Origin of the sequence: Bradyrhizobium sp. KBS0727 (genome assembly GCF_005937885.2) — a bacterium.
Taxonomy (GTDB): domain Bacteria; phylum Pseudomonadota; class Alphaproteobacteria; order Rhizobiales; family Xanthobacteraceae; genus Bradyrhizobium.
Map to the genome: position 1 here is coordinate 1,576,195 of NZ_CP042176.1, position 21,178 is coordinate 1,597,372.

The 21,178-nt window shown below is 61.4% G+C and carries 8 protein-coding genes; 3 read left to right on the forward strand and 5 right to left on the reverse strand.

The genetic code is table 11. The annotated features are described in order from the left end of the window. The first annotated feature begins 60 nt into the window (after window positions 1-60). Both FFI89_RS07255 and FFI89_RS07260 read left to right on the forward strand, forming a co-directional pair. Complete coding sequence (locus FFI89_RS07255) at window positions 61-603, forward strand: hypothetical protein (protein ID WP_138834219.1); 543 nt, start codon at window positions 61-63, stop codon at window positions 601-603. A gap of 258 nt (window positions 604-861) precedes the next feature. Beyond that, the gene (locus FFI89_RS07260) at window positions 862-1,383 is read left to right on the forward strand and encodes a hypothetical protein (protein WP_138834220.1); all 522 of its coding nucleotides are present in this window, start codon (window positions 862-864) and stop codon (window positions 1,381-1,383) included. A gap of 992 nt (window positions 1,384-2,375) precedes the next feature. On the opposite strand, the gene FFI89_RS34825 is transcribed toward FFI89_RS07260, so the two are convergent. After that, window positions 2,376-2,858, reverse strand: a complete 483-nt coding sequence (locus FFI89_RS34825) for a hypothetical protein (protein ID WP_246669385.1) — start codon at window positions 2,856-2,858, stop codon at window positions 2,376-2,378. Between the two features lie 193 nt (window positions 2,859-3,051). On the opposite strand from FFI89_RS34825, the gene FFI89_RS07270 reads away from it, so the two are divergent. Beyond that, on the forward strand, window positions 3,052-13,755 hold the full coding sequence (locus tag FFI89_RS07270) for a DUF5801 repeats-in-toxin domain-containing protein (RefSeq protein ID WP_144596278.1): 10,704 nt from the start codon (window positions 3,052-3,054) through the stop codon (window positions 13,753-13,755). Window positions 13,756-13,835: 80 nt separating this feature from the next. On the opposite strand, the gene FFI89_RS07275 is transcribed toward FFI89_RS07270, so the two are convergent. The 4 genes from FFI89_RS07275 to FFI89_RS07290 all read right to left on the reverse strand — a co-directional run bounded on the left by FFI89_RS07275 (window position 13,836) and on the right by FFI89_RS07290 (window position 20,557). Beyond that, window positions 13,836-14,702 carry a transglutaminase-like cysteine peptidase gene (locus FFI89_RS07275; protein ID WP_246669386.1) on the reverse strand — a complete coding sequence of 289 codons (867 nt, stop codon included), beginning with the start codon at window positions 14,700-14,702 and terminating at the stop codon, window positions 13,836-13,838. 382 nt (window positions 14,703-15,084) lie between these two features. Next, window positions 15,085-16,332, reverse strand: coding sequence for an HlyD family type I secretion periplasmic adaptor subunit (locus tag FFI89_RS07280; RefSeq protein WP_138834226.1), 1,248 nt, complete (start codon window positions 16,330-16,332; stop codon window positions 15,085-15,087). Between the two features lie 25 nt (window positions 16,333-16,357). Beyond that, complete coding sequence (locus FFI89_RS07285; protein WP_138836164.1) at window positions 16,358-18,547, reverse strand: type I secretion system permease/ATPase; 2,190 nt, start codon at window positions 18,545-18,547, stop codon at window positions 16,358-16,360. A 267-nt stretch (window positions 18,548-18,814) separates the two neighbouring features. Further along, window positions 18,815-20,557, reverse strand: coding sequence for a TolC family outer membrane protein (locus tag FFI89_RS07290; RefSeq protein WP_138834228.1), 1,743 nt, complete (start codon window positions 20,555-20,557; stop codon window positions 18,815-18,817). Between the last annotated feature and the right edge of the window lie 621 nt (window positions 20,558-21,178).

Genomic DNA, 21,178 nt, shown 5'->3' on the forward strand with positions numbered 1-21,178 from the left:
AGTGGTCAGCATGCTCGATTCGGACATTTCGTTCGGATCAGTAGGCCATGGGGGCAGGGAATGAACTTTCGCGTATTTGCAGCGATTATTGCCGTGCCCTTGTTCTCGCTCCCGGCTCAAGCCCAAGACACCAAACCCCCATCGGCTCCATCCCAAACTCAGCAGACCCTACAGCATGAGGCCGCGCCGACGGAGGCTCCGAGCTTCCGTAAGGGACTTTGGCGTTTTATCAGAACCTTGGACATCGTCCGGAATGCCAACAAGAACGTCAAGTATCGGATGGTCAACCGGGAAATGACCCGCTGCGTCGACCCCACACGCGCCATGCAGGCTACCTTTTCCTCGCCGCCGGTCGGAAGCTGCGTTTCGGACAAACCGGAAAAGGTCGGCAACAAGTACACGTTCGGCCACAGGTGCGATTACCTGGGGGCGGTCAGTACTGTCATAACCGTTCACGGCGATGACAGTTATACCGAACTCAACGAAGTTACGGTCGGCGACAGTCCCAAGACCGATACCGTCGTTGCAACGCGAATTGGGGATTGCAACGACGAGAAGGCGGAAGATCCGGCAAGATCAGCCGTTTCGTCCCTGCAGCACTAAAGCGCGTCTCTTGCCCGGCGTGCCTCACCCGCCGGGCAGCCAGGTCCGCGGTCGTTCCTCCATCGGTTCTGTCGCTCGAACGGCTTCGCATCGGATCCTGATTACATTCTCGTTTACTAGGCCGGCGGCCATTTCAAGCCGGGCTTGATTTGTTAACCGGGCCTTAATGCAGGGGGCCTGGAATGACAGCGTATCGAGTAGAGCCGCATTCATCGGTCGTGATCGACTGACCGGGACGCCGTCATGGGGAAATGGACGATGGGTTCGAGTAAAGACTTGGCGAGGCAAAAAGCCGCCGTTCGCGTCCTCTCTGTCATGGCGGCACTGATCGTCTCAGTGCCCTTGTTTCCGTCAGCGGTCTCGGCCGACGAGGGCTTCAGTGGCCCGACCTTTCGAAAAGGGATGTGGCGGTTTGTGCGCACGCTTGAAATCGTCACCCATTCGAATGTCAGGCAAAAGTTGCTGGAACGCGAGATGACGCGCTGTGTTGATCCGACCCAGGCCATGAAGGCCACATTTTCATCATCGTCGGTCGGAAGCTGCCATTCTGCCAAGCCTGAAAAAATCAACAACAGGTACATATTCTCGAACCGCTGCGACTACATGGGCCCTGTGAGCACCGTGATTACGGTTCAAAGCGCAGAAGCCTACACGGAGTCCAACGAACTCCACGTTGGGCAGCTTCCCAGGAAAGACCTCGTAATTGCAACACGCGTTGGTGACTGCCGCGAGGATAGTGCTGCACTCAGTCAACCACCTGGATCGCCGATCGAGAACTAAAGCGTGAATTTGCTCGCGCCCAACCTTGCCTCGCGCGATGATTGACGCGACGAAAGGCGAAAACGCGGCACGCCACCGTCGGGATTGAACTCGTTCCAAAACCCTTGCATCGAGACCAGCAGGTCAGATTTAGTCTCTGCAAGGTTGAAGTCTCGCTTTGCTTGGATTTCCCTTGTAAATCATCACAAGCAGCTTTCGCGCTATTAGTCTGGACGATGATGAGAACGATCGCGATTATAATTTTGCTTGGTTTATCTCCCGAGGCTGTCACCGCGCAGACGGCGATTCAATGTTCAACTCTGCCGAGGGCCGGGGACCTGTTGGCTTGCTATAATGGAATTGCGCCACAGCACGTCCCGCGTAAGCAGGTCACGCCAAAAGCTCCGACAGTCGCGGAAAAACGCGACACGGCTGCGACCGTCCAGCAACCTCACGACGACATGCTGGAGGCCGAGAACAAGAAATTGGGTGCGAAGCTAAAGACCATTTGCCGGAATTGCTGAACCCCGCTCCGCGATGCGCAAGCGGGCGACATCGCCGACCACCCTGCTAGGCTCGGTCTCGAGCGGCGCCGTGCCGTTAGCCGGTATGGTCTGGAAGGAGGCGAGCCGAGCCTTGGAGGTCAGTCAGGATTCCGACGCTGCAGGGCCAGGCGCGGGATATGGATCGCGCGCCTTGCCGCGCCGCTGGAGCCCTTCTGCCATGGTTGGCGGGGTGCGATCATTCGAACCGAATTTTTAGCCGACAGGTCATTTGTGGGGGCTTGGGTAGTCCACCTTTTGACGCGCGAGGTGTGGCGCATCTTGCCGACGAATCGGACTGGAGCGAACGGGTCGTACCCAAGGCGCTACCCCGATGGAGCCATCTTCTAATTCGGGCAGAATGGCCATTCCGACCCCCTCGCGGGTTGGCGCGTGCCAGTGTGATCGTTCGCGGAAAGGCACAGTTACGCCTCGGATGGGTTGACCCGATATTGGAGCGGTCGAAGCCTTTCAGATCTTTTGTTGCCCGCCCGGACCGTTCACTTTCACCGTAATTTTCTGAATTTCCGTACGGCCCCCTTCGTATTTGACCTCGATGGTCAGGATGTCGTCTCCTAGAAATTCTGGTGGGGATTTGTAAAACGCCACATAGGCGGGCACTTCGAGCGCCAAACAAGCCTTGTAGTTGGTCGCCTTTGCCTTTGCGGTCTTTACGACCACCTTGCCTGCGGCAGGCGGGCTAACCAGTCGGATGGTGGGCAGGGGTCCCGACGTGCAGTCGGGCAAGACGTTCAGAAATACGCCTATTTGCGTATCTCGGTTGGCCAGAGTTTTGACCGAACGCTCGACGGTCGTCTCCGTCGGGGCCTGCGCGCTCGTCGCCGTAATGGACCCCAAGAGCAGCGTGATTGCGCCCGCCAGACAGATTACCCGCATCGGCCTCTCCAAATTCTCAGGAAAATCAACAAAAGCGGGCGGGTTAAGGCCCGTCAAAAGGTTAACTCCCGCTAACCTTTTGTTCTGACGGCAAGTCTGTCCCCTCTTTACCACATCCCCATCGAAAGTATTGATTAACCAAACACTTTTCTTGACCGGGATAGGGGTTAACAATACTTTAAGCTCAAATTTATCGCTAAAATTTCGACAAATCTAATTCAAAAGACCTCAGGGGTCGGCGGAGTTTAAAATGAACGGTCAGTTTCAGGTTGCTCAGGCTACCGGCACCGGCGGCAATTCCAACAGCAGCGCAACGCCGCGTATCTACAAACTGACAAAGCCGCTTACGGATCAGTCCGTCGTCGTCAATGTCGGATACGACCAGAAAGTTCAGGTCGATTTCTCGGGTATTGCCAACGAAAAAATCACGCTGGTTCACGTCGGCGAAAAACTCATCATTCTGTTCGACAACCAATCGACCTTGACGGTAGAGCCGTTTTTCGATTCGCGGGCGGACGGGCTTGCAAACGGAGTTGGAGGCCAGGCTCGCGATAATATCACGGTTGAGATGGCGCCCGGCCGCGATATCTCAGTCAAGGAATTTGCGAACCTCTTCACGATAACGACCGATACCTCCGTCTTGCCGGCGGCCGACGCTGGCGGCACGTCAAACGCCAATGCCCAGGCCTCCGGTGCGAACTTTAGCCCGTTCACGATTGACCCGCTTCCGCCCGTGCCGACGAACCAGTTGGCCCCTCAGGAAGATTTGGGTAATTTTACTCCCGAGCTGCCGACCGGTGTTGTCCCGCCACTCGAAACTCCGGCTCCTGGTCCGACCATCACTGCCGGTGTTGTTCCGGGGCTGGTCGTTGACGAGAGCTTCCTGACCGTTGCGACCAATGGAATTGCCGGTTCGACCCCTAACGTTGCGAACACGGTGGCGACGGGATTGGTGCCGTTCACCATCGACGTTCCGGCCGGCGAAAAGTCACTCACCTTTGCGCTTTCTGTAAGTGCGCAGGGCGTTGACTCGGGGCTCATCGACTCGCAGACCGGCCATCATGTCTTTTTGTTCGTTGAGGGTGGCCAGGTTGTAGGCCGTGAGGGCGCGACCTCTGGCGCGGCTGCCGGCGGACCGATCGATTTCAGGCTGTCGGTGGATGCGACGGGTCATATTACGCTGACGGATCTGCGTTCTGTTCATCAGGGTGCTGGTGAGGTCGGCGATATCAATGAGGGGGCATCACTGCCCGCCGGCCTAGTGTTGCTGACGGCGACGGTGACGGACGTCAATAATAACACCGCGAGCGCGAGCGTCGATGTCGGCCCGCATCTTGCGATCCTGGACGACGGTCCGAGCATCTCTGTCGTGATCGAAGGTGAGACGCCGTTCTTGGTGGTTGACGAGAGCAACCTGCCGAACGGCACGACGCCGACCCCGGCGCTGACGGTTGTGACCGGCGACTTCCACGGCGCGTTCACCTCGGTGCAGGGCGCCGACGGCGCCACCATCGCGTACTCGCTGGGCGTGAGCTCGCCGAGCGTGGACTCCGGGCTGATCGACTCGGCGACGGGTCAGCACATCCTGCTGGTCCTGAACGGCAACACGGTGGAGGGCCATGTCGGCGCCACCGCGACGCTGGCCTTCACGCTGGCGGTCAATACCGCGACCGGCGTGGTGACGCTGACCGACCTTCGCGCGGTGCATCAGGGCGTCGGCGAGAACGGCGACGTCAGCGAAGGCATCAGCCTCAACAGCATTGCCAACCTGGTGACGCTGACGGCGACGATCACGGATGCGGACGGCGACCACCAGGCCGCCACCATCGACCTCGGCAAGCAGGTCACCTTCAACGACGACGGCCCGACCATCGTGGTCAACAACTCGGTCGAACCGACGCTGGTGGTTGACGAGAGCAACCTGCCGAACGGCACGACGCCGACCCCGGCGCTGACGGTTGTGACCGGCGACTTCCACGGCGCGTTCACCTCGGCGCAGGGCGCCGACGGCGCCACCATCGCGTACTCGCTGGGCGTGAGCTCGCCGAGCGTGGACTCCGGGCTGATCGACTCGGCGACGGGTCAGCACATCCTGCTGGTCCTGAACGGCAACACGGTGGAGGGCCATGTCGGCGCCACCGCGACGCTGGCCTTCACGCTGGCGGTCAATACCGCGACCGGCGTGGTGACGCTGACCGACCTTCGCGCGGTGCATCAGGGCGTCGGCGAGAACGGCGACGTCAGCGAAGGCATCAGCCTCAACAGCATTGCCAACCTGGTGACGCTGACGGCGACGATCACGGATGCGGACGGCGACCACCAGGCCGCCACCATCGACCTCGGCAAGCAGGTCACCTTCAACGACGACGGCCCGACCATCGTGGTCAACAACTCGGTCGAACCGACGCTGGTGGTCGACGAGAGCAACCTGCCGAACGGCACGACGCCGACCCCGGCGCTGACGGTTGTGACCGGCGACTTCCACGGCGCGTTCACCTCGGCGCAGGGCGCCGACGGCGCCACCATCGCGTACTCGCTGGGCGTGAGCTCGCCGAGCGTGGACTCCGGGCTGATCGACTCGGCGACGGGTCAGCACATCCTGCTGGTCCTGAACGGCAACACGGTGGAGGGCCATGTCGGCGCCACCGCGACGCTGGCCTTCACGCTGGCGGTCAATACCGCGACCGGCGTGGTGACGCTGACCGACCTTCGTGCGGTGCATCAGGGTGTCGGCGAGAACGGCGACGTCAGCGAAGGCATCAGCCTCAACAGCATTGCCAACCTGGTGACGCTGACGGCGACGATCACGGATGCGGACGGCGACCACCAGGCCGCCACCATCGACCTCGGCAAGCAGGTCACCTTCAACGACGACGGCCCGACCATCGTGGTCAACAACTCGGTCGAACCGACGCTGGTGGTCGACGAGAGCAACCTGCCGAACGGCACGACGCCGACCCCGGCGCTGACGGTTGTGACCGGCGACTTCCACGGCGCGTTCACCTCGGCGCAGGGCGCCGACGGCGCCACCATCGCGTACTCGCTGGGCGTGAGCTCGCCGAGCGTGGACTCCGGGCTGATCGACTCGGCGACGGGTCAGCACATCCTGCTGGTCCTGAACGGCAACACGGTGGAGGGCCATGTCGGCGCCACCGCGACGCTGGCCTTCACGCTGGCGGTCAATACCGCGACCGGCGTGGTGACGCTGACCGACCTTCGTGCGGTGCATCAGGGTGTCGGCGAGAACGGCGACGTCAGCGAAGGCATCAGCCTCAACAGCATTGCCAACCTGGTGACGCTGACGGCGACGATCACGGATGCGGACGGCGACCACCAGGCCGCCACCATCGACCTCGGCAAGCAGGTCACCTTCAACGACGACGGCCCGACCATCGTGGTCAACAACTCGGTCGAACCGACGCTGGTGGTCGACGAGAGCAACCTGCCGAACGGCACGACGCCGACCCCGGCGCTGACGGTTGTGACCGGCGACTTCCACGGCGCGTTCACCTCGGCGCAGGGCGCCGACGGCGCCACCATCGCGTACTCGCTGGGCGTGAGCTCGCCGAGCGTGGACTCCGGGCTGATCGACTCGGCGACGGGTCAGCACATCCTGCTGGTCCTGAACGGCAACACGGTGGAGGGCCATGTCGGCGCCACCGCGACGCTGGCCTTCACGCTGGCGGTCAATACCGCGACCGGCGTGGTGACGCTGACCGACCTTCGCGCGGTGCATCAGGGTGTCGGCGAGAACGGCGACGTCAGCGAAGGCATCAGCCTCAACAGCATTGCCAACCTGGTGACGCTGACGGCGACGATCACGGATGCGGACGGCGACCACCAGGCCGCCACCATCGACCTCGGCAAGCAGGTCACCTTCAACGACGACGGCCCGACCATCGTGGTCAACAACTCGGTCGAACCGACGCTGGTGGTCGACGAGAGCAACCTGCCGAACGGCACGACGCCGACCCCGGCGCTGACGGTTGTGACCGGCGACTTCCACGGCGCGTTCACCTCGGCGCAGGGCGCCGACGGCGCCACCATCGCGTACTCGCTGGGCGTGAGCTCGCCGAGCGTGGACTCCGGGCTGATCGACTCGGCGACGGGTCAGCACATCCTGCTGGTCCTGAACGGCAACACGGTGGAGGGCCATGTCGGCGCCACCGCGACGCTGGCCTTCACGCTGGCGGTCAATACCGCGACCGGCGTGGTGACGCTGACCGACCTTCGCGCGGTGCATCAGGGCGTCGGCGAGAACGGCGACGTCAGCGAAGGCATCAGCCTCAACAGCATTGCCAACCTGGTGACGCTGACGGCGACGATCACGGATGCGGACGGCGACCACCAGGCCGCCACCATCGACCTCGGCAAGCAGGTCACCTTCAACGACGACGGCCCGACCATCGTGGTCAACAACTCGGTCGAACCGACGCTGGTGGTCGACGAGAGCAACCTGCCGAACGGCACGACGCCGACCCCGGCGCTGACGGTTGTGACCGGCGACTTCCACGGCGCGTTCACCTCGGCGCAGGGCGCCGACGGCGCCACCATCGCGTACTCGCTGGGCGTGAGCTCGCCGAGCGTGGACTCCGGGCTGATCGACTCGGCGACGGGTCAGCACATCCTGCTGGTCCTGAACGGCAACACGGTGGAGGGCCATGTCGGCGCCACCGCGACGCTGGCCTTCACGCTGGCGGTCAATACCGCGACCGGCGTGGTGACGCTGACCGACCTTCGCGCGGTGCATCAGGGCGTCGGCGAGAACGGCGACGTCAGCGAAGGCATCAGCCTCAACAGCATTGCCAACCTGGTGACGCTGACGGCGACGATCACGGATGCGGACGGCGACCACCAGGCCGCCACCATCGACCTCGGCAAGCAGGTCACCTTCAACGACGACGGCCCGACCATCGTGGTCAACAACTCGGTCGAACCGACGCTGGTGGTCGACGAGAGCAACCTGCCGAACGGCACGACGCCGACCCCGGCGCTGACGGTTGTGACCGGCGACTTCCACGGCGCGTTCACCTCGGCGCAGGGCGCCGACGGCGCCACCATCGCGTACTCGCTGGGCGTGAGCTCGCCGAGCGTGGACTCCGGGCTGATCGACTCGGCGACGGGTCAGCACATCCTGCTGGTCCTGAACGGCAACACGGTGGAGGGCCATGTCGGCGCCACCGCGACGCTGGCCTTCACGCTGGCGGTCAATACCGCGACCGGCGTGGTGACGCTGACCGACCTTCGTGCGGTGCATCAGGGTGTCGGCGAGAACGGCGACGTCAGCGAAGGCATCAGCCTCAACAGCATTGCCAACCTGGTGACGCTGACGGCGACGATCACGGATGCGGACGGCGACCACCAGGCCGCCACCATCGACCTCGGCAAGCAGGTCACCTTCAACGACGACGGCCCGACCATCGTGGTCAACAACTCGGTCGAACCGACGCTGGTGGTCGACGAGAGCAACCTGCCGAACGGCACGACGCCGACCCCGGCGCTGACGGTTGTGACCGGCGACTTCCACGGCGCGTTCACCTCGGCGCAGGGCGCCGACGGCGCCACCATCGCGTACTCGCTGGGCGTGAGCTCGCCGAGCGTGGACTCCGGGCTGATCGACTCGGCGACGGGTCAGCACATCCTGCTGGTCCTGAACGGCAACACGGTGGAGGGCCATGTCGGCGCCACCGCGACGCTGGCCTTCACGCTGGCGGTCAATACCGCGACCGGCGTGGTGACGCTGACCGACCTTCGCGCGGTGCATCAGGGTGTCGGCGAGAACGGCGACGTCAGCGAAGGCATCAGCCTCAACAGCATTGCCAACCTGGTGACGCTGACGGCGACGATCACGGATGCGGACGGCGACCACCAGGCCGCCACCATCGACCTCGGCAAGCAGGTCACCTTCAACGACGACGGCCCGACCATCGTGGTCAACAACTCGGTCGAACCGACGCTGGTGGTCGACGAGAGCAACCTGCCGAACGGCACGACGCCGACCCCGGCGCTGACGGTTGTGACCGGCGACTTCCACGGCGCGTTCACCTCGGCGCAGGGCGCCGACGGCGCCACCATCGCGTACTCGCTGGGCGTGAGCTCGCCGAGCGTGGACTCCGGGCTGATCGACTCGGCGACGGGTCAGCACATCCTGCTGGTCCTGAACGGCAACACGGTGGAGGGCCATGTCGGCGCCACCGCGACGCTGGCCTTCACGCTGGCGGTCAATACCGCGACCGGCGTGGTGACGCTGACCGACCTTCGCGCGGTGCATCAGGGCGTCGGCGAGAACGGCGACGTCAGCGAAGGCATCAGCCTCAACAGCATTGCCAACCTGGTGACGCTGACGGCGACGATCACGGATGCGGACGGCGACCACCAGGCCGCCACCATCGACCTCGGCAAGCAGGTCACCTTCAACGACGACGGCCCGACCATCGTGGTCAACAACTCGGTCGAACCGACGCTGGTGGTTGACGAGAGCAACCTGCCGAACGGCACGACGCCGACCCCGGCGCTGACGGTTGTGACCGGCGACTTCCACGGCGCGTTCACCTCGGCGCAGGGCGCCGACGGCGCCACCATCGCGTACTCGCTGGGCGTGAGCTCGCCGAGCGTGGACTCCGGGCTGATCGACTCGGCGACGGGTCAGCACATCCTGCTGGTCCTGAACGGCAACACGGTGGAGGGCCATGTCGGCGCCACCGCGACGCTGGCCTTCACGCTGGCGGTCAATACCGCGACCGGCGTGGTGACGCTGACCGACCTTCGCGCGGTGCATCAGGGCGTCGGCGAGAACGGCGACGTCAGCGAAGGCATCAGCCTCAACAGCATTGCCAACCTGGTGACGCTGACGGCGACGATCACGGATGCGGACGGCGACCACCAGGCCGCCACCATCGACCTCGGCAAGCAGGTCACCTTCAACGACGACGGCCCGACCATCGTGGTCAACAACTCGGTCGAACCGACGCTGGTGGTCGACGAGAGCAACCTGCCGAACGGCACGACGCCGACCCCGGCGCTGACGGTTGTGACCGGCGACTTCCACGGCGCGTTCACCTCGGCGCAGGGCGCCGACGGCGCCACCATCGCGTACTCGCTGGGCGTGAGCTCGCCGAGCGTGGACTCCGGGCTGATCGACTCGGCGACGGGTCAGCACATCCTGCTGGTCCTGAACGGCAACACGGTGGAGGGCCATGTCGGCGCCACCGCGACGCTGGCCTTCACGCTGGCGGTCAATACCGCGACCGGCGTGGTGACGCTGACCGACCTTCGTGCGGTGCATCAGGGTGTCGGCGAGAACGGCGACGTCAGCGAAGGCATCAGCCTCAACAGCATTGCCAACCTGGTGACGCTGACGGCGACGATCACGGATGCGGACGGCGACCACCAGGCCGCCACCATCGACCTCGGCAAGCAGGTCACCTTCAACGACGACGGCCCGACCATCGTGGTCAACAACTCGGTCGAACCGACGCTGGTGGTCGACGAGAGCAACCTGCCGAACGGCACGACGCCGACCCCGGCGCTGACGGTTGTGACCGGCGACTTCCACGGCGCGTTCACCTCGGCGCAGGGCGCCGACGGCGCCACCATCGCGTACTCGCTGGGCGTGAGCTCGCCGAGCGTGGACTCCGGGCTGATCGACTCGGCGACGGGTCAGCACATCCTGCTGGTCCTGAACGGCAACACGGTGGAGGGCCATGTCGGCGCCACCGCGACGCTGGCCTTCACGCTGGCGGTCAATACCGCGACCGGCGTGGTGACGCTGACCGACCTTCGTGCGGTGCATCAGGGTGTCGGCGAGAACGGCGACGTCAGCGAAGGCATCAGCCTCAACAGCATTGCCAACCTGGTGACGCTGACGGCGACGATCACGGATGCGGACGGCGACCACCAGGCCGCCACCATCGACCTCGGCAAGCAGGTCACCTTCAACGACGACGGCCCGACCATCGTGGTCAACAACTCGGTCGAACCGACGCTGGTGGTCGACGAGAGCAACCTGCCGAACGGCACGACGCCGACCCCGGCGCTGACGGTTGTGACCGGCGACTTCCACGGCGCGTTCACCTCGGCGCAGGGCGCCGACGGCGCCACCATCGCGTACTCGCTGGGCGTGAGCTCGCCGAGCGTGGACTCCGGGCTGATCGACTCGGCGACGGGTCAGCACATCCTGCTGGTCCTGAACGGCAACACGGTGGAGGGCCATGTCGGCGCCACCGCGACGCTGGCCTTCACGCTGGCGGTCAATACCGCGACCGGCGTGGTGACGCTGACCGACCTTCGCGCGGTGCATCAGGGTGTCGGCGAGAACGGCGACGTCAGCGAAGGCATCAGCCTCAACAGCATTGCCAACCTGGTGACGCTGACGGCGACGATCACGGATGCGGACGGCGACCACCAGGCCGCCACCATCGACCTCGGCAAGCAGGTCACCTTCAACGACGACGGCCCGACCATCGTGGTCAACAACTCGGTCGAACCGACGCTGGTGGTCGACGAGAGCAACCTGCCGAACGGCACGACGCCGACCCCGGCGCTGACGGTTGTGACCGGCGACTTCCACGGCGCGTTCACCTCGGCGCAGGGCGCCGACGGCGCCACCATCGCGTACTCGCTGGGCGTGAGCTCGCCGAGCGTGGACTCCGGGCTGATCGACTCGGCGACGGGTCAGCACATCCTGCTGGTCCTGAACGGCAACACGGTGGAGGGCCATGTCGGCGCCACCGCGACGCTGGCCTTCACGCTGGCGGTCAATACCGCGACCGGCGTGGTGACGCTGACCGACCTTCGCGCGGTGCATCAGGGCGTCGGCGAGAACGGCGACGTCAGCGAAGGCATCAGCCTCAACAGCATTGCCAACCTGGTGACGCTGACGGCGACGATCACGGACGCGGACGGCGACCACCAGGCCGCCACCATCGACCTCGGCAAGCAGGTCACCTTCAACGACGACGGCCCGACCATCGTGGTCAACAACTCGGTCGAACCGACGCTGGTGGTTGACGAGAGCTTCCTGACAGCAACCACAAACGGCATCGACGGTTCGACGCCGAACGCGGCGAACACCCACGTCACGGGCAATTTTAGCGGTCTGTTCACCGCGGTGCCAGGCGCTGATGGCTCAGCTGGAATCACCTATGCGCTGAGCATCACGGGCGGCAACGGCGCGGCATCTGGGCTGCTGGATGCGCAGACCGGGCTGTCGGATGTGCTGGTTTTGAACGGCAACACGATCGAGGGCCATGTCGGCAGCGCGCTGGGCGCGCTGGCGTTCACCATTGCGATCGACCCGAACACGGGGATTGTGACCTTCACGGAGGACCGTTCGGTGAAGGAGGCCACGGCCTCGAACCCGGACACCAGCGAGGGCATCAGCCTGACCGCGGGTATTGTGAACCTGACGGCGACGATCACGGACAAGGACGGCGACACTGCGACGGCCAGCATCGACCTCGGCAAGCAGCTGACGATGCTGGACGATGGTCCGACGATTGGAGGCTTCGAACACGCAATTATCGCCGCCCAGGACAATCAGATTGCTAACGGTACCTACAACGTCAATTTCGGCGCGGACGGCGACGCGGCTATGCTTGTGGCCGTCCACAGTGGGGCCGTTGGTAGTACGGGATACAATCTGGCGACAGCGCCGGCTGCAGGTAGCGGCGTCACGTCCGTACATGTGACCGGGAATGGTGACGATTATACCTTCTATTACACAACCCACGCGGTGAGCGGCGGTGTGGAGCTGGATGCGTTCTTCACCGACACAAGCGGGACGCTAAGCAATCCATTCTTTACGTTGGCGATCGATCCAAATGGAACGTACACGTTTGACTTGGAGAGCGTCGGCGCATTGACGCAAACGACGGTAAGCGGCTCTACTTTCGGAGCCTCCGGCGGCGGCACGCTGTCACTTACCGCTGGTGATCTCACCATCACTGGCAGTGACAACGCTGGCAACCCCCTCGACGTCAAGGCATCGAACAACGGCATCGCGGTCGGTGACACCGGGCTGCAAATGGATGTGAATGAGAACTTGCATCTGACCTTCGTGGACCCGACAACGCACCTTGCGGTGGAGCAAACGCAGATCAGCTTCACTCTGGTTCAGTGGCAAGGAAACGGCACGGCCGACGTTTTGTTCAAAGTCTATGACGGAGCAACTCATACAGACTTCGACATCCAGATTCCAAAGCCAGCGGGCGGCCTTGACACGGTCTTTGTGGTAGAGAATGCTGCGCTCGCGGGCACCCACGTCGTCGATAATGCCGCTCACACGATTACACTGTACGTGGGATCGACATTCGATCAGGTGCAAGTTGACTATGTAAGTGCGGTAACAGGGAACACCACGTTTACCGTCAATAGCATCACCTTCGACCAGAAAACGACCATCCCCAGCACGGATCTGTTGTTCGATGTAACAGCCGTCGACGGTGACGCTGATACGTCAACGACCCAGCTTCAGGTCGACCTGCAGGGCGGTTCAAACGTTCCGACTGGTCTCACAGTTAATGGCACCACGGGCGACGACGTGCTGGTTGGCGGCAGCGGCAACGACACGCTGATCGGCGGAGCAGGAAATGATAGTCTGACCGGCGGCGGCGGGAACGATCTATTCGTTCTGGACGGGCACAGCAGCGGAGGCGTGAGCCTGAGCGGGCACGACGTCATCCAAGATTTCGCAGCGGGTGATCTGATCCTGGTAGACGTTGCCAGTCAGGCCTTTACGATTGGTACCTCGGCGGCGATTTCAGCCGCGCAGTTTACTTCTGTTGCAACAGATGCAGCACAGACAGCTGCGTGGAACGGGACGACCAACCAATTCGTCTTTAACACGGCTAATCACGAGCTCTTCTATTCAGCTAATGGTTCAGCGGCCACAGCGATTGACCTCGCCCACGTGAGCACGGGCATCCCAGCAGCGACCGCAATCCATACGTTCTGAACATACAATCTAAGAAGACCAGCTGGCAGTTATGCCGGCTGGTCTTTTCGTTTTCGCTCTCGATTGCTCCGACCGAAAGATCACATTAGCAGCGGCAGCCAGCCCGACGGGGCGGGGCCTCGCTTGGACGCATCCGCATCTCCCCATTCGTGGACATCATCGCTACCAGCCGCCGCAGGCGCAGTCTCGACATCGTCAGTTAGCAACAGATGTTGGGCATAGGGCGCCGCGAATAGCTGAACGCCGCGATGGTTGATCGCATAGAATGGTGTGAAGCTCGTGGCGTCGGCGTCATCCATCAAGTCTGAGCGTCGGCTGTCGAGGATGAGCCAACGGCCGTCCAGACGTGCGGCGAGAACGGCATGGTCCTGCCGGACGGCGCGATCGCGAACCAGGACCAGTCGCAGTTCTTCGCGCGGGAAGCCGGCCTCGGTCAGCGCAACGTATTTGGCGATCGCATAATCCTCGCAATCGCCCTTTCCGGTTGCAAAGGAGGCGAGCGGAGCACTCCAGCGATCAGCTTCGCCGTGCTGGGCAAAATCGCTGACATAACGGATCGCGACATTGACCGCGCGATTGGCTTCTTCCAGCTGGCCGCGGCCGGATTGCGCTTTCACCGCGTTGATCAACCGCAGGAACTGCGCTGCATAGGAAGGGCAGCTCCCGGCGTCGGTCCGGCAGCGATCCAGCACAGCCTGTTCTTTCGTGATGTCGGATTCAATGCCGCGCCACTTGCGCCACAACACGCCCTCCGGTGCCCGAAAGGTAAAGAGACCGAATGGCTCTGTGCCGACTGCAGGAGCTGCTTTCGGCACAGGCGAAGCGTCGGTCGCAACATTCGAGGGGGTCAACGACGCCAGTCGCAAGGCGCCAGGGCCGCGCCCGCGCTGACGATCGAGCTTCGCCAAGACCTCGTTGATGGTGAAAAAAGTCGCCGGCGGGCGCATCGCTTCGCGGTCCGAGCCCGGTACCATGTCGCCATTGGCTCCAAGGGGAACGCCCTCATCCGCGGCGATCGCGACAGGAGCGGCGGCGCTGAGGCCCACCGAAAACGCGGTTGCCGCAATGAGTGGAGCCAAGGCAAGTCTTGGCCATTTCCGACACGCAATCATTTGACGTCCCCAAGGTCAGGGACGCACGTCAACGTCTTGTGCGTTGATCCGCGTCCCGAGCTGTTATCGGAACGAAGATTGCGGTCGCTACCGCTTAAGCCGGGTTAAGTGACGCTTGAGAGGGGAGCAATGTTGAAAGAGAGGGTCTACTGCCGGTTTGCAGGGTCGTTCAAAGTTGAACGACCCGATTTAGTAAACCTTTAAGCAACCTCGTTGCTCAATGCTCGCGAAGGGCGTCGTCGCGCAGGGTACGCGCGGGCTTCACCAGATAATCCAGGACCGATTTCTCGCCGGTCAGCACTTCCACCGTTGCTATCATGCCTGGGATGATCGGCAATGGCTTGGCCTCGGTACCAAGGTGGTTTTTCTCGGTCCGCACCATCACGCGGTAGAACATTTCCGGCCGTTCGGTTTTTTCCTTGTCGTCGACGATGGTATCGGCGCTGATGCGCTCGACCTTGCCTTTTAGCGACCCATAGACCGAAGAATCATAGGCGGAGATCTTTACGACGGCGTCCTGGTTTGGACGGATAAAGGCAATGTCCTGCGGACGGATCTTTCCCTCCACCAGCAATGAATCGTCCAACGGAATAATATCCATTAAATTGGCACCGGGCTGCACCACCGCGCCGACAGTTGTGACATTCAATTTGTTGACGATGCCGTGTACCGGCGATTTCAGATCAGTCCGCCGTACCCGATCCTGCGCAGACTTGATGTTTTCATCGAGCACGGCGAGGTCGCCGCGCGATTTCGCCAAATCTTCATCGGCTTGGGAGCGGAAGGACGCGGTGATATTGACGATTTTTGATTGAGCCTCGGCGAGCTGTCCTCTCATTTCGGTGGCTTGCCGATCCAGTCGTAGCATTTCGATTTCAGGCACGACCTTTTGTTCGTAGAGCTTGCGAGTGATCGAAAGCTCGCGCTCAAGCAATTTGAGCGAACCGCTGAGGCGGGTGACCTGTTGGTTCAAGACGTCGACGTCCTGCGCGACCTTCTGCGATCGCATTTTGAACACGCTGGTCTCGGTCGAGACCGCAGCCGGCACCATCTTGTCGAGCTGATCGGGGAACGTGACTTCGCTGCGCCCTCTCGCCTCGGCCTCAAGTCTGGCAACCCGCGCGGCCATCGCCGCGCGACGCTCACGGATTTCGCCAAACTCCGAGGCAAATTTGGTGTCCTCGATTCGCATCAGGGATTGTCCGCTCTGAACGATGGCGCCCTCCTGAACGAGAATCGCGCCCACGATACCGCCCTCGAGGCTCTGGACCACTTGGGTTTGTTGCGATGGCACGACCCGGCCGTTGCCCCGCTTGACTTCATCCAGCACCGCAAAGTGCGCCCATACCAAAAACGCGACAAAAAGCGCCAAGAAGGAGAACAGCAGCATGCGCGAGGTGCGTGGCGTACGCAGCGCAGCTGCCGCCCGAATATCGTTCGCAAACGCAAAATCAGAGGAGGGCATTGAAATTACACGTCCTTGACGCCGTCTACGCAGATTTGGGTTGAATTGTATTCTCGTGCACCGGGGCTGTTGCCGCTGCTACCGGTTTGCCTTGCAAGATCGCCAACACCTTGTCGCGAGGCCCATCCGCCACCAGCCGGCCGTTATCAAACAGCAGCAATCGGTCGACCATATTCAGGAGTGAAAGGCGATGCGTCGAAATAATGATCGTCATCCGTTCGCCGCGAATGGCTTTCAGCCGCTCCAGGAATTCGGCCTCGCTTCGGATATCAAAATGCGCCGTTGGCTCATCCAGGAAAAGAACCCGGGGTTTCCTGATCAAGACGCGGGCAAGTCCGATCGCCTGCTTCTGGCCGCCCGACAGGCTACGCCCGCCCTCGGAAATGGGCATATCATACCCCATCGGATGACCCGCGATGAAGCTCTCCACGCCAGAAAGCCTAGCGGCCAGCAGGATCTCTTCATCTGTCGCCTCCGGCTTGCCCAAGGCGATATTGTCGCGCAACTTTCCAAAGAAGAGGTCGGTATCCTGCATCGCGAAGCCGATGCCAGTACGCAAATCGGAAGGGTCATATTGTCTGGAATCGACCCCATCGACCAGAATGCGACCCTCCTTGGCATCGTAAAAGCCGAGAAGCAGCCGCCCAACGGTGGTCTTGCCGGATCCGACCCGACCGATGATACCTACCTTTTCACCACCCTCGATCTTGAACGAGACCTTCTCGAGTGCGTTGCCCGGGGCATTCGGATAGGCGAAGGTTACGTTTTCGAATGCGATCCGACCTTCTTCGATCTTCCTGGCTACGTAAGCTCGCTGCGGTGACCGCTCGCGCTCCAGCGACATGATCCGATCAATCGACTTGAGTGACGTCAGGGTCTGGGTTCCTCGCGTGATTACCGAGGCAATTCCGGCTATAGGGGCAAGGACACGTCCGGCCAGCATGTTTGCGGCGACCAGCGCTCCGACCGTAAGTTTGCCGTCGAGGATCAGAAAGACACCAATTACCAGCAGGGAAAGGCTGGTAATCTGCTGGGCAACGTTAGCGCTGGTCAGTGATAGCGAGGACCAGAAATGAACGTCTTCTCCAGAGCGCGCGGTCGCGGCGACAGAACGCTCCCAGGCTGTCTGCATGCGGGATTCGGCACCCGTTGCGCGAACGGTCTCAAGACCTGACAGCGTTTCCACCAGCACGCCATGGCGTGCGGCCGATTCAGCTTGCAGTCGCTTCATCGCACGATCGAGCGGCCGTTGAAGGACAAAGCCGATCAAGATCATGACTGGAAACATCAGAAGCGGAATCCATGCCAACGGCCCGGCGATAATGAAAAGAACTCCAATGAATAGGAAGGCAAAGATCAGATCGGTTGCGGAAACCACGCTACCGGAAGTGAAGAACTCGCGCGCCGAATCAAAGTCTCGGAGCTGGTTGGCGATGATGCCAACCGAACTCGGTCGCTGCGCCATCTTCACGGCCATCACATGCTCGAAAATGTTGGCAGCGAGAACGACGTCCACCGTCTTTCCGGTGACATCGATCATTCGGCTTCTGACCATCCGGAACAAAAAGTCGAACGCGATGGCCAGACCCATTCCGATCGACAGCGCAATGAGCGAGGGGATGGCGCCGTTCGGCACCACCCGATCATAGACGCTCATCGTGAAGAGCGGAGTGGCTAATGCGAGAATGTTGGTCAGCAGGGCGGCGAGAGCGATATATCCATAACTGCGCCAGTGCACCTTAACAACTGACCAGAACCAGTGACTTCGTGGCAAGTCGCCCGCTGCAACAGCCCGTGCGTCAGTTTCCGCCGCAGCCCTGACAAGGAATGCATAGCCGGTATAATCAGTGCCAATCGTTTTGATACCGAGCAGCCGCGGCGAGTTTGATCTCTCCAGGGGATCCAAAACTTTTACGCTTTGGTTTGCCTGGTCTACGCCGAGGAGAATGAGTGCCGTCCCGTTTTTCATGATCAGGACAGCCGGCAGCACTAGCGCGGGAATATCAAGAATATCCCGCTTGATAGCTTCGGTTTCGAGCCCTGCGCGTCTGGCTGCACGGTCGTAAAGGGCAACCGACAGTCTCCCATCCAGGATTGGGAGCCCTCCCAGCAAAGCCTCGCGGCTTACGGCACGGCCATGATAGGCGGCGAGATAGGTTAGCGACGCCGCGAGAGTATCGTCTCCTCCGGGGTCAACCCGAGCAGGCCCATCGATTTTCGATTTTGGCTCGTTGTTGGCTACGCTGCCGGGCTCAGAAGCCACTTTAGGGGTTCGAAATAACAACGTGGAAGCCTTTGGTCTGTAATAAGTTGCACGAAAAATAAGACACGCTTACCCGCCTTGAATACCACAAATTGCTAACGGAATCATTTGGTTAATTGGAGTTTCTGGTCTGAGAGTTAAAAAAGGAAAAGGCCCCGATTAAGGGGCCTTTTCCGCATTTTTGGCATCAAGATTACGTCAAGATATCGAACGAAGACTCTATTTCTGAACCGTGGCGAATGCCGACAGCAGCCAGTGAGGCTTTTTCTGATCCGTTGCAGCGAAGGACGAAGCCTCTGCCCCATCGGCGGGCCCGTAAATAACGGTCGGCGTATCGACGTTGCGGCCCTTTTGCTGTGCGATCCAAGCCGAAGCGCCGGGCGCGTTACCAGCCACAGTGGAACTTGGCCAACGATCTGCGAAGCCATCCGTAGCCTGGGCCACGCTCTTCTGCGGCGTCGCGCTCCCTAGGGATTGAACCGAGGCGTAGGCTGCCGAGGGGCCAGTGCCGGCCACAGCATTCGAGACGCGCAGCGGCTCAGAACCGGTCTGCGGTGCGTTGATACGAACCGTCGGAAGCGAATATGCTGGCAGACCGAACGACAGGGTGTCGACCGGCGCTGCATCGACCGGAGGCGGAGCTTTAAGATATTCAGCTAGCGAGCCCATGGCAGCAAGCAGTTGATAGTCTGCGAAGACCACGACGCCGCGTGCCGAAGTCAGCGACACCGCTGCGTTGAAATATTGATTCTCTGCGTTCAAAAGATCGATCAGGGAGCGCTGGCCTAGTTCATATTCCTTTTGGAAGGCCGCGATGGTCTTCTTGTCGGCCTGAAGCTGACGAGTCAGCGCTGCGATGCGGGTAGCGGTGACGGTACGAGCAGCCCAAGCCTTGTCGATTGACTCAAGGGCGTCGCGCTGCAGGCGAGCGTGCCGCATCGTTGCTTCTGTAAAGCGCTCGGCCTTTTCCGACCTGTTCCAGACATCCTGCCCGCCGCGGAAGATATCCCACGACATCACGACCTTGCCTGAGTAATCCTCATGAGTAACGTTCGGCAAACCAGGTGAGGTGACATACGGAAACGCGTTCTCGTAATGTGTCGCCCGACCTTCCAGGTAGAGTTTGGGAACGAATGCGCCGTCAGTCACCCGGAATGCATGTTTCGCGGCATCGGCGTCGGCCTGAGCCGCCTGGATCGTCGGGTTGAACCTTACGGCGACCGCCAAGGCTTCGTCCCGGCTACCCGGCATACCACCAAGAGGCGCCGGGAAACGAACGTTGTAAGCTTCAAAACCGACAACCTTGCGGTATTTTGCCCTTGAATCATCCAAGGTTTTACGGAACTCGGCGAGCTGGGCCTTGGCGTTTTCAACGCGTTCCCTGGATTGTTCCAGATCGCCTTCGCCGGCCCGACCACCGGAAAAACGAGAATTCACATTGCTAAAAATCTTCTCATGGTTGGCGACGTTTTGTTCCGCAAGACCAACCAGCCGCATGTAGCGCGCAACATCGACATAAGCTTCGGCGGCATCGAGCGCCAGCAGTTCGGTTCTCTCCTTCACGCGAGACGCCGCGGCGTTGACTCGCGCGGTCTGGCGCCAAATATCGTGAATCGAAGCAAACCCGTCGAAAAGGATCTGTCGGACGACGAGCGACTCCTGGTTGCCAGTACGCCAAGGACCGGAACCCACCGTCGGCACCTGTATATTATTGCCGACGACGCCTGGACTTTGATCAAATTTTTCAGGCCCCACACTGGCATCGATGCGAACCTGAGGTAACAACGTGCTTTGGGTCTGTCGAAGTTCGCTTTCTGTGGCGCGTCGATTTGCCGAAGCCTCGCCGACACCAGGATTGGTCAGCATCGTCTGGCGCAGTGCATCGTTAATCGAAAATACCTCGGCTGCCGCAGGACTCACGGCCAGACAGAGGCCTGCGATCGCAAAATATGCCGGTTTCATATCCCTAGCCCCGCTAAAATCTACTACCTAGAATGTCTGTCAAAGCCTAACAAACCGAACATCGTTCACCTATGACATTTCGGCCACACGTCGGAACCAACTTGCGCCAGCCGCAGGTCGCTATCGCGCGGCATGCATATTGAAAAATAGTCTTTATTTATCAATTTGTTACGAGAATTTAAATGTGTTGCGAAATAGTTCCACATGGCAGGACTCGATAACCTCGAGCTTGAATCTCGGTTAACACCCTAGCAGCCGCCGATCGGCTCTCGGCCGGAGCAATCCAGATTGCAGTCTGAGTCGCGGCACAACCAAATCTTGGTTTTGTCGCTGTGGCGCAAAAGCATGCGCCGACGCATTCGCGAGCCGCACCGCTTGGGCGAGTGAAGGAATTAGCAACACCTAAAATTTCGTTTTCGGCTTTTGCCGTCGTTTTCACTCGACCGTCCTCGGGGACCGCAACTTCGACCTGTGCGTGTGATCACAAGGCGGTAGCAAAAATGCTGAACATTACGGACCGAGAAGATAAACATCCGCATCCCGTTAGCTCCTGCCCAGTTGATGACGCCTTCGGCGTGCGTCGAAATCAGCGCCAATGGAAGCGCACATATGTGGGCGACG

Bases quoted from the DNA above. Each gene is read 5' to 3' on its own strand.
- FFI89_RS07275 (WP_246669386.1), bottom strand. From the start codon at position 14,702: ATGCGCCCGCCGGCGACTTTTTTCACCATCAACGAGGTCTTGGCGAAG.
- FFI89_RS07270 (WP_144596278.1), top strand. From the start codon at position 3,052: ATGAACGGTCAGTTTCAGGTTGCTCAGGCTACCGGCACCGGCGGCAAT.
- FFI89_RS07290 (WP_138834228.1), bottom strand. From the start codon at position 20,557: ATGAAACCGGCATATTTTGCGATCGCAGGCCTCTGTCTGGCCGTGAGT.
- FFI89_RS07260 (WP_138834220.1), top strand. From the start codon at position 862: ATGGGTTCGAGTAAAGACTTGGCGAGGCAAAAAGCCGCCGTTCGCGTC.
- FFI89_RS07280 (WP_138834226.1), bottom strand. From the start codon at position 16,332: ATGCCCTCCTCTGATTTTGCGTTTGCGAACGATATTCGGGCGGCAGCT.
- FFI89_RS07255 (WP_138834219.1), top strand. From the start codon at position 61: ATGAACTTTCGCGTATTTGCAGCGATTATTGCCGTGCCCTTGTTCTCG.